At 71.2% G+C, this 12,171-nt stretch carries 13 protein-coding genes and 1 tRNA gene; all 14 read right to left on the bottom strand.

Annotation, left to right across the window (positions count from 1 at the left end; translation table 11 throughout):
• Positions 1-38 precede the first annotated feature (38 nt).
• The gene (locus tag ACK8OX_RS05385) at positions 39-1,142 is read right to left on the bottom strand and encodes a calcium:proton antiporter (protein ID WP_430662905.1); all 1,104 of its coding nucleotides are present in this window, start codon (positions 1,140-1,142) and stop codon (positions 39-41) included.
• A gap of 75 nt (positions 1,143-1,217) precedes the next feature.
• Complete coding sequence (locus ACK8OX_RS05380) at positions 1,218-2,033, bottom strand: hypothetical protein (RefSeq protein WP_430662904.1); 816 nt, start codon at positions 2,031-2,033, stop codon at positions 1,218-1,220.
• On the bottom strand, positions 2,018-2,395 hold the full coding sequence (locus ACK8OX_RS05375) for an RT0821/Lpp0805 family surface protein (RefSeq protein ID WP_430662903.1): 378 nt from the start codon (positions 2,393-2,395) through the stop codon (positions 2,018-2,020). The genes ACK8OX_RS05380 and ACK8OX_RS05375 overlap by 16 nt, the downstream gene beginning before the upstream one ends.
• Before the next feature lie 34 nt (positions 2,396-2,429).
• On the bottom strand, positions 2,430-3,809 hold the full coding sequence (locus ACK8OX_RS05370) for an amidohydrolase family protein (RefSeq protein WP_430662902.1): 1,380 nt from the start codon (positions 3,807-3,809) through the stop codon (positions 2,430-2,432).
• A 567-nt stretch (positions 3,810-4,376) separates the two neighbouring features.
• A tRNA-Arg gene (locus ACK8OX_RS05365) sits at positions 4,377-4,453 on the bottom strand.
• Between the two features lie 69 nt (positions 4,454-4,522).
• On the bottom strand, positions 4,523-5,635 hold the full coding sequence (gene leuB / locus ACK8OX_RS05360; protein ID WP_430662901.1) for a 3-isopropylmalate dehydrogenase: 1,113 nt from the start codon (positions 5,633-5,635) through the stop codon (positions 4,523-4,525).
• 135 nt (positions 5,636-5,770) lie between these two features.
• A complete protein-coding gene (gene leuD / locus ACK8OX_RS05355) occupies positions 5,771-6,382 on the bottom strand; it encodes a 3-isopropylmalate dehydratase small subunit (RefSeq protein ID WP_430662900.1) in 612 nt (203 codons plus the stop codon).
• Positions 6,383-6,388: 6 nt separating this feature from the next.
• On the bottom strand, positions 6,389-7,813 hold the full coding sequence (gene leuC / locus ACK8OX_RS05350) for a 3-isopropylmalate dehydratase large subunit (protein WP_430662899.1): 1,425 nt from the start codon (positions 7,811-7,813) through the stop codon (positions 6,389-6,391).
• 60 nt (positions 7,814-7,873) lie between these two features.
• Entirely contained in the window at positions 7,874-8,257 is a 384-nt protein-coding gene (gene rplS / locus ACK8OX_RS05345; protein ID WP_430662898.1) for a 50S ribosomal protein L19, read from the bottom strand.
• A 27-nt stretch (positions 8,258-8,284) separates the two neighbouring features.
• A complete protein-coding gene (gene trmD, locus ACK8OX_RS05340; RefSeq protein WP_430662897.1) occupies positions 8,285-9,037 on the bottom strand; it encodes a tRNA (guanosine(37)-N1)-methyltransferase TrmD in 753 nt (250 codons plus the stop codon).
• Positions 9,034-9,552 carry a ribosome maturation factor RimM gene (gene rimM, locus ACK8OX_RS05335; protein WP_430662896.1) on the bottom strand — a complete coding sequence of 173 codons (519 nt, stop codon included), beginning with the start codon at positions 9,550-9,552 and terminating at the stop codon, positions 9,034-9,036. Before rimM ends, trmD begins: the two co-directional genes overlap by 4 nt.
• 26 nt (positions 9,553-9,578) lie before the next feature.
• A complete protein-coding gene (gene rpsP, locus ACK8OX_RS05330) occupies positions 9,579-9,920 on the bottom strand; it encodes a 30S ribosomal protein S16 (RefSeq protein WP_430662895.1) in 342 nt (113 codons plus the stop codon).
• Positions 9,921-9,947: 27 nt separating this feature from the next.
• Entirely contained in the window at positions 9,948-11,327 is a 1,380-nt protein-coding gene (gene ffh, locus ACK8OX_RS05325) for a signal recognition particle protein (RefSeq protein ID WP_430662894.1), read from the bottom strand.
• A 225-nt stretch (positions 11,328-11,552) separates the two neighbouring features.
• The gene (gene infC, locus ACK8OX_RS05320) at positions 11,553-12,077 is read right to left on the bottom strand and encodes a translation initiation factor IF-3 (protein ID WP_430662893.1); all 525 of its coding nucleotides are present in this window, start codon (positions 12,075-12,077) and stop codon (positions 11,553-11,555) included.
• Positions 12,078-12,171 lie beyond the last annotated feature (94 nt).

Raw genomic sequence — 12,171 nt, 5'->3', positions numbered from 1 at the left:
GCGACCTGCCGTCATGCGGCAGGCCGCCCTCCCCTCGGCTACGGCACCAGGGTGAGCAGCAGGAAGACCGCGAAGATCACGAGGTGGACGACCCCCTGCAAGGCCGTCGTGCGCCCGGTCCCGAGCGTGAGCGTGCTGACGAAGAGCGTCAGGATCAGCAGGACCGTGTTCTCCGCCGAGAGGCCGAGGACCGGCGAGGTGTCGAGGAACAGCGACACGGCGGCGACGGCCGGGATCGTCAGCCCGATGCTGGCCAGCGCCGACCCGAGGGCCAGGTTCAGGCTTCCCTGCACCCGGTTGCCGATCGCCGCCTTCGCGGCGGCCAGCCCCTCCGGCAGCAGGACGATGGCGGCGACGACCACGCCCACGACGGCATGCGGCAGTCCTGCCGACGCGATGCCGGATTCCAGCGGGTGCGAGAGTGTCTTGGCGAGCAGCACGACCGCAGCGAGCGACGCGGGCAGCAGGACGGCGCTGAACGCGACGATGCGCCGCCCGGGAGTGATTCGTGCCGGCGTGGTTTCGTCGTCCGACGTCGCCTCGTCCAGGAAGTAGTCGCGATGCCGCACCGTCTGGGCGAAGACGAAGGTGATGTAGAGCACGAGTGACGCCGAGGCGGCCACCGCGAGCTGAACCGGCGAATAGGTGGGCCCCAGGGTCGCGACGGTGTGGTTCGGCAGCACCAGTGCGACAACCGCAAGTGTGCCGAGCACGGCGAGCGCCGCGGAGGCGCCCTCCAGCCGGAAACGCTGTTCGTGGTGGCGCCGGCCGCCGAGGACGAGGCAGAGGCCGACGACGCCGTTGAGGACGATCATCACCGCCGCGAACACGGTGTCGCGCGCCACGGCCTCGGCCCCCGGGGAGCCGGACAGCATGAAGGACACGATCAGCGCGACCTCGATCACCGTGACGGCGAGGGCGAGGAGGATGGAGCCGAGCGGCTCCCCGATGCGGAGCGCGAGGATCTCCGCATGGTGGACGGCGGCGAAGACGGATGCGGCCAGCAGGGCCGCCGCGGCGAGGAGCGCCAGCGCCGACGCCTCGGACAGCACGCCCGCTGCCAGCAGCCCGAACAGGCCGAGCCCGAGGACGGATGCGGCGACGGACCAGGCCGGCGTGCGGTCGAGCGGCAGGTCGGCCATCGCCTCAGCCCCGGCCCTGCCGGGCAGGGCCGCGGCCGCAAGGCCGGGGCATCCGGATGCCGGGCCGCCGCATCTTCAGAAACGCCATGTGACGCCAAGGACCGGGCCGGACAGGTTGAAGTCGAGGCGACGCGGCCCATCGCGGTAATCCGCGGCGAGGTGGCGGTAGCCGGCCGACACGAAGATGTCGTCCGACACCTGGTAGTTCAGCAGGCCGGCCAGCTGCCAGGTGAACCGGGAGCCGACGCCGAAGCCGCCGATATCGGCGATGAGATGGGCCGAGAGCCGGGGCGCGAGGTCGCCCCGCGCCCGCACGGCAAGGATGGGGTCCACCCAGCCGACCGACGCCGACTGGCTCGCGAGAGGCGTGCCGGCGACGCGGAGCTCGACATCGGCATCGATGCTCCAGGCGCGGAAGCCGGCGAGCAGGTCGAGGTCGAAGCCCGGCTGGCGCAGGGCGCGATAGCCGCCGAGCAGCGTCATCGAGAACTGCTCGAGCGATCCCTTCGCCGCGACGGGCGGCGAGGAGAGCAGGTCGCCCTTGCGCGACGTCGCGACGTAGGAGAGGTCCGCGGCCAGCACGAGCCGATCGCGGATGGCCAGGGCATTCAGGAAGATTCCGGCATCGAGGTCGGAGAGGATGTCGCCGAAGGACTCGCTGACGCGGAAGGCGGGCAGGCGGGCGCTGGGGCGCAGCTCCCCGCCGAAGCCGGACATCCAGAGATACGGGGTGACCTGGAGGCGCCACCGGTCCTCCCCACCCGGCGCCGGGGGCTGCGCGGCCGGGCCGCCCCCTGGCGCGACCTGCGCCCCTGCCGGCCCGACCAGGCACAGCCCGGCAGCCAGGGCGAGCCCGACGAGGCGCAAGGCGCCGGTCAGCCGATCTTCCACAGGCCGTCGCTCCCCCGGCAGAGATTGAAGGTGAGGTCGGACGCATCGCCCGCGCGCTGCGGGGTGATCTGGAAGCGCATCCGGCGGCAGGGCATCCGCCGCACCTCCGATGCGCCGAGCAGCGTCACGGTACCCCGCGCGCCGGTGCGCGGATTGGACCAGTCCTCGCCCTGCCCGACCGGCGGCGGCTCGGCGCGCAGCAGGCGCAGCATCGCTTCCTGCTGCGCGCGCAGGTCCTCCTCGGTGAGGGAGGCGCCGCCGGGGAAGATGTTGCGCCACTGCGCCGCGGCGGTTCCGGGCAGCAGGAGCAGCGCCGCCAGCGCGAGGGGCCAGGCGCGGCGCGCGATGGGTGCCAGTCTCATGCCTCGTCTCCTTTCCGCCCCCGGCCTCGCCGTGTCAGAGCAGGTTCTTGTGGATTCGGCCGTCCTTCATGACAAGCCGCAGGCCCGTCGCGGGGTCCCGCAGAAAATCCAGGTTCGCGGCCGGATCGCCCTCGACGACGAGGATGTCGGCGAGCGCGCCCGGCGCGATGACGCCGAGAGGGCCGTCATAGGGGTTGCGCGGGCCCGACATGCGCAGCAACTCGCCATTGCCGCCGGTGGCGATCCGCAGCGCCTCCAGCGGGTCATGGAACCGCGTCATCTTGGCGAGCTGGCGGCCCTGGTGCGGCAGGAGATGCGGGGAGAACAGGATATCCGTGCCCCAGGCGACCTTCACTCCGAAGCGCTGCGCCAGCTCGTAGGCGCGCAGCGTGCCCTCGGCCACCTCCCTGCCCTTGACGACCGCCTCGGGCGTCTGGCGCTCGTTCGAGTCCTCGTCGCCGAGGAAGGGCTGCAGGCTCCACCACACGCCCTCGCCCGCCATCATGCGCGCCGTCTCCTCGTCGGCGAGCTGTCCATGCTCGATGCACCGCACGCCGGCGCGGATGGCACGCTGGATCGCGCGCGGCACATAGGCGTGGAGCATCACGTAGGTGCCCCAGTCGGCGGCGGCAGCCACGCCGGCGCGCAGCTCGGCTTCGGTGAACTGCACGGTGTCGAGCGGATCGTAGGCGGAGGAGACGCCGCCGCCGCCCATCAGCTTGACCTGGCTCGCGCCGAGCATGAGCTGCTCGCGCACCCGGCGCAGCACCTCCGCCTCGCCATCGGCGAGGGCCGAGACGCCCACCGCCTCGGGGTAGCCGGGCGGCGTGGTGCTGCCCCGCGGCAGTTCGTGACGGAGGCGGAAATCACCATGGCCCGAGGTCTGCGAGACCATCGCGCCGGAGGGGTAGATGCGTGGCCCGGCGACGACGCCCATGTCGATCGCACGCTTCAGGCCGAAGGCGGGCCCGCCTGCGTCGCGCACCGTGGTGAAGCCGCGCAACAGCATCGCCTCGGCCTCGCGCGCAGCGACGAGGTGGATGAAGGCCACCTCCGCCGACAGCAGCACCGGCATGCTGAGGCCACAGAGCAGCGTGTGGAAATGCGCGTCGATGAGGCCCGGCATGGCGACACGCCCGCCGCAGTCGATCGCCTGCATGCCGTCGATCGTCTCGGCCGCGCCTGGCAGCGCCTCGATCCGGTTGCCGCGGACCAGGATGTTGACGCCGTTCCGCAGATTGCGGGACTGGCCGTCGAAGAGGCGCAGGTTGGTCAGCAGGACCGGGCGGTCCGACGCGGCCGCCGGCCGCGGCTGGGCCGAGGCACCCCCGGGCGCCACGAAGGGCGCGAGCATCGCGGCGGCGCCGCCCAGCACCATTCGGCGCGACAGGTCCGCGGCGAGGCGCCGGTTCACCGCCTGGGCCAGCGGCCCGCAACAGGAGCAGGGTTCGGCCGTGCCGGACGCCGCCGCTGCCTCGCAACGGAGGGAAGTGGGCCGCCGTGCCCGGGAAGCCGGGAAGCCTGTCCGAGACGAACGCATCGCAAACCCCCGTGCTGACCAGCGCGCCCAAGGCGGTGCCTGCCCGCCCGGGCCATATGCGACCCTGCCGATCTGCCTGTCCTGGAAAGACCGCTTGGACGTATCCGGATCGGATGCCTGTCCTTCGGCTCATAAGCGGAAGGACAGAGGCAGCGTTCATCACGGCTGCGCGAATACACGGGCATGGCGTTGCCGCGTGCAAGCAGGGGAGGTCGTTGCGACCGGAGCTCCCGTGCCGTCATTCGTTGCAGCGTTGCAGGGCCACGACGCAGGCGTGGAGACGCTTCCCGCAGATGCGCCGCCCCCCCGCCTGCCCGCCCCTGGCCATCACGGGGCTACCACATGGGGAAAATCGGGGGAGCTTGGGGGCGAAAGGCTGCCATCACGGCGCGCAAAAGGCGCCGGCAAGTCACTGGCATCGCTGATTTCAGGGGAAAGGCCTGGCGGACCCGAAGAGATTCGAACTCCTAACCCCCAGATCCGTAGTCTGGTGCTCTATCCAATTGAGCTACGGGTCCCGCCGGGAGCCGCGATTTAGCGGAGGTGATGGGGGTGCGCAACCCCCATCCCGCCGCTTTCTTGCGGCTTTATGCGGCGAGCTTGTCGAGCTCGCGCAGGACCGCCTCCCCCATCACGCCGGTGCCGACGCGCGCCATGCCGGGGGCCATGATGTCGGCGGTCCGCAGCCCGCCCGCGAGCACCTTCTCCACCGCCGCCTCCAGCAGCTTCGCGTCCTCCTCCATCCCGAAGGACAGCCGCAGCAGCATCGCGAAGGACAGGATCTGCGCCGACGGATTCGCGACCCCCTTGCCCGCGATGTCGGGGGCCGATCCGTGGATGGGCTCGTAGAGCGCATGGCGCTTGCCCGAGGGCTGCACCGCGCCGAGCGTGGCCGAGGGCAGCATCCCGAGCGAGCCGGTCAGCGCCGCGGCCAGGTCGCTCAGCACGTCGCCGAACAGGTTGTCGCCGAGGATCACGTCGAACTGCTTCGGGCGCGACGCCAGCTGCATCGCGCAGTTGTCGGCGTACATGTTCTCGAGCTCGACATCGGCGAATTCCGCCTTGTGGACCTCGCCCACCACGGCGCGCCACAGCCGGCCGGACTGCATGACGTTGGCCTTCTCGACGCTCGTCACCTTGTTGCGGCGCTTGCGCGCCAGCTCGAAGGCGACGCGGGCGACGCGGGCGATCTCGTCCTCGTGGTAGATCTGCGTGTCGATGCCGGTGCGCTTGCCGTCGGCGCCGGTGGTGACGCCGCGCGGCTCCCCGAAATAGACGCCGCCGGTCGTCTCCCGCACGATCATCAGGTCGAGCCCGCGGACGAGGTCGGGGCGCAGCGCGGAGGCATCGGCCAGCGGGTCCAGCACCACGGCGGGACGCAGGTTGGCGAAGAGGCCGAGGTCCTTCCGCAGCCGCAGGATGCCAAGCTCGGGGCGCTGGTCGAAGGGCAGGCTGTCCCATTTCGGGCCGCCGACGGAGCCGAACAGCACCGCGTCCGCGGCCTTCGCCGCCGCCACCGTCTCGTCCGGGCAGGGGGAGCCGGTGGCGTCGATCGCGGCGCCGCCGACGATGCCCTCCTCGATCTCGAAGGTGACGGAGCGGCGGCGGTCCATCCAGTCGATGATGCGGCGCACCTCGCGCATCACCTCGGGCCCGATGCCGTCACCGGGGAGGATGAGGAGCTTCTTGTTGGCAGGCATGCAGGCGTGTGTCCTCTCAGGGCGGCGGCCGGGCGGCCCGCCTCGGGCGGACCGGGGAAGCGGATGCGGTGGGGCGGGCGATGCGGGTGCGCCGCGCGGGCGCGTGCGGGCGGGGGCGCCGCCCCCGCCGCGCGTTCAGGCGTAGAGCCAGGGCTGCGCGGCCTTCTGCCGCGCCTCGTAGCCGTCGATCGCCGGGGCGTGCTGCAGCGTCTGCCCGATGTCGTCGAGGCCGTTCAGCAGCAGGTGGCGGCGGAACTCGTCGATGCGGAAGGGGATCTCCTCCCCGTTCGGGCGCACCACGACCTGGCGTTCGAGGTCGACCGTGATGCGGGCATTGGCGCCGAGCTTCGCATCCTCGATCAGCGTCTCGCAGACCTCGCGCGGCAGGCGCACGGGCAGGATGCCGTTCTTGAAGCAGTTGTTGTGGAAGATGTCGGCGAAGTCCGGCGCGATGACGCAGCGGATGCCGAAATCCAGAAGCGCCCAGGGCGCGTGCTCGCGCGACGAGCCGCAGCCGAAATTCTCGTAGGCGATCAGCACCTCGGCCTTGCGGTAGGGGTCCTGGTTCAGCACGAAGTCCGGGTTCTCGGACCCGTCCTCGCGGTAGCGCATGTTGGCGAAGAGGCTCTTGCCGAGGCCGGTGCGAGCGATCGTCTTCAGGAAGCGCGCGGGGATGATCTTGTCGGTGTCGACATTGGCGGCCGGCATCGGCGCCGCGATGCCGGTCAGGGTCGTGAAGGGCTGCATGGTCCGTTACCCCTTCGGCTGGAAGTCGCGCACATCGGCGAGGTGCCCGGCAAGCGCCGCGGCCGCCGCCATCGCCGGGCTCAGCAGATGCGTCCGCCCGCCCGGGCCCTGGCGGCCTTCGAAGTTGCGGTTCGAGGTGCTGGCGCTGCGCTGGCCGGGCTTCAGCTTGTCCGGGTTCATGCCGAGGCACATGGAGCAGCCGGCCTCGCGCCACTCGAACCCCGCCTCGGTCAGCACGCGGTCCAGGCCTTCCTGTTCCGCCATCTCCTTCACCAGGCCGGAGCCGGGGACGACCATGGCGCGCACGCCATCGGCCACCCTGCGCCCCTTCACGATGGCGGCGGCGGCGCGGATGTCCTCGATCCGGCTGTTGGTGCAGGAGCCGATGAAGACGACGTCCACCTTGAGGTCCGTCAGCTTCTGGCCGGGGACGAGGCCCATGTACTCGACCATGCGCCGGACCTGCGCGCGCTTCGCCTCGTCCGCGAAGGCGGCCGGGTCCGGGACGGTGCCGGTGATGGGCAGCACGTCCTCGGGGCTGGTGCCCCAGGTGACCTGCGGGACGATCTGCGCGGCGTCCAGCACGACCTCCCGGTCGAAATGCGCGCCGGGGTCGGAGGGCAGCGTCCGCCACCAGGCGACCGCGCGGTCATACGCCTCGCCCTTCGGCGCGAAGGGGCGGCCCTTCACGTAGTCGAAGGTGGTCTGGTCCGGCGCGACCATGCCGGCGCGGGCGCCGGCCTCGATCGACATGTTGCAGACCGTCATCCGTCCGGCCATGTCGAGCGCGCGGATCGCCTCGCCCGCATATTCGATGACGTGGCCGGTGCCGCCGGCCGTGCCGATGCGGCCGATGATGGCCAGCACGATGTCCTTCGCCGTGCAGCCCACCGGCAGCGTGCCGTCCACCAGCACGCGCATGTTCTTCGCGGGCTTCTGCAGCAGCGTCTGGGTGGCGAGCACATGCTCCACCTCCGACGTGCCGATGCCGAAGGCCAGCGCGCCCATCGCGCCGTGGGTCGAGGTGTGGCTGTCGCCGCAGACGATGGTCATGCCAGGCAGGCTGAGCCCGAGCTCCGGCCCGATGACATGCACGATGCCCTGGCGCTTGTCGGTCAGGGGGATGTAGGGGACGCCGAATTCGGCGACGTTGCGCTCCAGCGTCTCGACCTGGGTGCGGCTCTCCGGGTCCTCGATCGTGCCGTAGCGGGTGCTGTCGGTGGCGATGTTGTGGTCCACCACCGCGATGGTGGCGTCCGGCCGGCGCACCTTGCGGCCGGCGAGGCGAAGCCCCTCGAAGGCCTGCGGGCTCGTCACCTCGTGGGTGAGGTGCTTGTCGATGTAGAGCAGCGCGGTGCCGTCGGGCAGCGTCTCGACGACATGCGCGTCCCAGATCTTGTCGAACAGCGTGCGCGGCTTGCTTGCCGACATGTTTGGCGTCCCCTGGAAGCAAGTGCGCCCCGGCCTTGCGGCCGGGGCGCGTCGTCGGTGTCAGGCCTCGGCCGTCTCGGCCTTGCTGCGTGCGCGCTCCTCGATGCGCGCCGACTTGCCGGTGCGGCCGCGCAGGTAATAGAGCTTCGCGCGGCGCACCTTGCCGCGGCGCACCACCTGGATCTCCGCGACATTCGGCGAGTACAGCGGGAAGACGCGCTCCACGCCCTCGCCGTAGGACAGCTTGCGGACGGTGAAGTTGCTGTTCAGGCCGCGGTTGGAGCGCGCGATCACCACGCCCTCATAGGCCTGGGTGCGGGTGCGCTCGCCTTCCACGACCTTCACCATCACGCGCACCGTGTCGCCCGGGGCGAATTCCGGCGTGGCGCGGGCCGAGGAGAGGCGCGCCTGCTGCGCGGCCTCGAACTGCTGGAGCAGGTTCATCTGCGGGGTTCCTTCCGTGAGAATCATCTAGGCCGCGGCCGGGGGGCCGTCCAGCCGCCCCGCCGCGTCGTTGGGTTGCGATCGGCGGGCGAGGTGGCGCGACCACAGGTCCGGCCGACGCGTGCGCGTGGCCTCCTCGGCACGTTCGCGCCGCCAGCGCGCGACCTCGGCATGGTGGCCGGAGAGCAGAACCTCCGGCACGGTCCGGCCCTGCCATTCGGCGGGCCGCGTGTATTGCGGATATTCCAGCAGGCCGTCCGGCCCGTGGCTTTCCTCGACGGCGCTCGCCCCCGCCCCCATCACGCCCGGCAGCAGCCGCACGCAGGCATCGAGCAGCAGCAGCGCCGCCGGCTCCCCGCCCGACAGCACGACGTCGCCGGCCGAGACCTCCAGCATCCCCCGCGCCTCGATGACGCGCTGGTCGATGCCTTCGTAGCGGCCGCAGAGCATCACCACCCCGGGCCCGGCCGACAGGTCGCGGACCAGCGCCTGGTCCAGCAGCCGGCCGCGCGGCGTCAGGCAGATGACCGGCGCACCGGGATTGCCCTCCGCCGCGGCGCCGACCGCCGCATCCAGCACGTCCGGCCGCATCACCATGCCTGCACCGCCGCCGAAGGGCGTGTCGTCCACCGTTCGGTGGCGGTCGGTGGCGAAGCCGCGGATATCGATCGCGTCGAGCTGCCACAGCCCGTCCCGCAGCGCCCGTCCGGCCAGCGACAGGCCGAGCGGACCCGGGAACATCGCCGGGAACAGCGTGAGGACGGAGGCGCGCCAGCTCACGCCGCGTCCTCCCCGTCCAGCTTCGCGGCAACCTCCGCGGGCGGCACGACCGTCACGCGGCCGCCGGCGATGTCCACCACCGGCACCGCCGCCCGGGTGAAGGGGACGAGCCTTTCCGGCCCCTCGCCCTCGATCACCAGGAAGGGGCCGGCGCCGTAGTCCTCCACCGCCCGCACGGTGCCGAGCGCCGCGCCGTCCTCAGCGAAGGCGGCCAGGCCCTCGAGGTCGCAGAGCAGGAACTCGTCCGGGTCGGCAGGCGGCGGCAGGCGGTCGCGCTCGACATAGAGCTTCGTGCCGGTCAGCCGCTGCGCCGCGTCGCGATCCGCCACCCCCTCGATCCGGGCGAGCCCGTTCGGCAGGGGGGTCACGGCGAAGCGCCGCGTGCCGGCCGCATCGGTCAGCGGGCCGTAGCCGGCGATGGCCTTCGGGTCCTCGGTGAAGGCGTGCAGGCGTACCAGGCCCCGCACGCCGTGCGGCCTCCCGATCTCGCCGAGCAGCACCCGCTTCACCGCCATGGCCCGTCAGCCGTCCCCCGCCCCGGTCAGCCGGCGGCCGCGGCGGCCGCGGCGGCGCGTTCCTGCGCCTTCTTCTTCGGCGCGGACTTCTTCGGCTGCTCCGGATAGACCGGCACCGGGCCGAGGCCGGCATGGCCGAGGAACTTGGCCACGCGGTCCGTCGCCAGCGCGCCCTGCGACTTCCAGTGCACGATGCGCTCGGCGAACAGGCGCACGCGCTCCGGGTGGTCCGACGGCAGCATCGGGTTGTAGGAGCCCAGCTTCTCGATGAACCGGCCGTCGCGCGGGCTGCGGCTGTCGGCCACCACGATGTGGTAGTACGGACGCTTCTTGGCGCCGGCGCGGGCGAGGCGGATCTTGAGGCCCATCTGGGGTCCTTCCTGCTGGTCTGGTGGTTAGAAGGGTCGTCGGTTGCCGAGGCCAGGCAGGAGGGCGCCGAGCCCACCCCGCATCAGCCCCTTCTGGCCGAGCTTGTTCATCCGCTTCATCATCGCGGACATCTCGTCGAACTGCTTCAGCAGCCGGTTCACGTCCTGCACCGTGGTGCCGGACCCGGCGGCGATGCGCCGCTTGCGCGATGCCTTCAGCAGGTCGGGGCTGCGGCGCTCCTTCGGCGTCATCGACGCGATGATCGCCGCCTGGCGCTTCAGCATCGTCTGGTCGAGATTCGCGCCCTCGATCTGCTGCTTGATCTTGCCCACCCCCGGAAGCATCCCGAGGATGCCGGAGAGCGAGCCCATCTTGCCGATCTGCTTCAGCTGCGATGCATAGTCCTCGAGGTCGAAGGACCCCTTCTGCATCTTCTTCGCCAGCTTCTCGGCTTCCGCCTGGTCCATCGTCTCGGCGGCCTTCTCGACCAGCGAGACGATGTCACCCATGCCGAGGATGCGGTTGGCGATGCGGTCGGGGTGGAACTCCTCCAGCGCGTCCAGCTTCTCGCCGGCGCCGAGCAGCTTGATGGGCGCGCCCGTGACGGCGCGCATGGACAGCGCGGCGCCGCCGCGCGCGTCGCCATCGACGCGCGTCATGACGATGCCGCTGACACCCACCTTCTCCTGGAAGGCCTTGGCGGTGTTCACCGCGTCCTGCCCGGTCATGGCGTCCACGACGAGCAGCGTCTCATGCGGCTTCGCGAAGGCCTTCACCTCCGCCACCTCGGCCATCAGCGCCTCGTCGATGGCGAGCCGGCCGGCGGTGTCGAGGATCACCACGTCGTACAGCTCGCGTCGCGCCACATCCATCGCCCGCGCGGCGATCTGGATCGGCGTCTGGCCGGCGACGACCGGCAGGCTCACCACCTCCGCGCGCTCGGCGAGCTGTGCGAGCTGGAGCTGCGCGGCGGGGCGGTGGACGTCGAGCGAGGCGAGCAGCACCTTCTTCCGCTCGCGCGACCGCAGCCGGAGCGCGATCTTGCCCGAGGTGGTGGTCTTGCCCGAGCCCTGGAGGCCGACCATCAGGATCGGCACCGGGGCGGGCGCGTTCAGGTCGAGCCCGCGCGCCCCTTCCTCGCCGCCGCCGAGCGCCTCGACCAGCGCGTCGTTGACGATCTTGATGACCTGCTGCGCGGGCGAGACGGAGCGGATGACCTCCTGCCCCACCGCGCGTTCGCGCACCTTGTTGACGAGGTCCTTGACGACGGAAAGGGCGACGTCGGCCTCCAGCAGCGCGATGCGGACTTCCCGCAGCGCCTCCTGCACATCGGCCTCCGACAGCGCACCGCGGCGGCGCAGCTTGTCGAAGACCCCGGTCAGCCTATTGCCCAGCGCCTCGAACATCGCGGCGGGTGCATCCCCTGTCGTTGCGGCCGCCCCAAACGAAATCGCGCCGCTGCGCGAGCCTTCGCGGAGCGACGGTGCCATCCCGCACCGGGCGGGACGACAGAGAGAGGTCCAGGGCGGACCAAGGCTTGCCACATAAAGGCAGCCCCCAGCGGGGTCAAGCAGCAGTTGGCGCCGACCCTGCGGGGAAGCGGCGGCATCGCCGCCGCCCAGGCACAGCGCCTATTTCGGCGCCAGCACCATGATCATCTGGCGGTTCTCGAGCCGGGGCATCGATTCCACCTTGGTCAGTTCCGCCAGTTCCGTGCGGATGCGGTCCAGCACCTTCAGGCCGAGATCCTGGTGAGCCATCTCGCGCCCGCGGAACCGCAGCGTGACCTTCACCTTGTCGCCCTCGCCGATAAATTCCTTCATCTGGCGCATCTTCACCTCGTAGTCGTGGTCGTCGATGTTCGGGCGGACCTTGATTTCCTTGAGCTCGACGATCTTCTGGCGCTTCCGCGCCTCGTTCGCCTTCTTCTGCTGCTCGTACTTGTACTTGCCGTAGTCCAAGATCTTGCAGACAGGCGGGACCGCGTTCGGGCTGATCTCGAGAAGGTCCAGACCGGCATCATAGGCCCGCAGCAGCGCATCGCGCGCGCTCATCACCCCGATCATCTCGCCGTCCTGATCGATCAGGCGGACCTGGGGGACCCGGATCTCCTCATTCACCCGCGGGCCGTCGCGCGTCGGCAACTGGGCGGGCATCGGACCTCTAGGTATGGGCGCTTCTCCTGTCGTGGTGGCTGACGTCGGCTGCACGAACGCCAGCGCCGGGTGAGAGCCACCCGACGCTGTTGCG

It is taken from the genome of Falsiroseomonas sp. CW058, assembly GCF_050563535.1.
Taxonomy (GTDB): domain Bacteria; phylum Pseudomonadota; class Alphaproteobacteria; order Acetobacterales; family Acetobacteraceae; genus Falsiroseomonas.
This window is presented reverse-complemented; position numbering and strand designations above follow the sequence as displayed.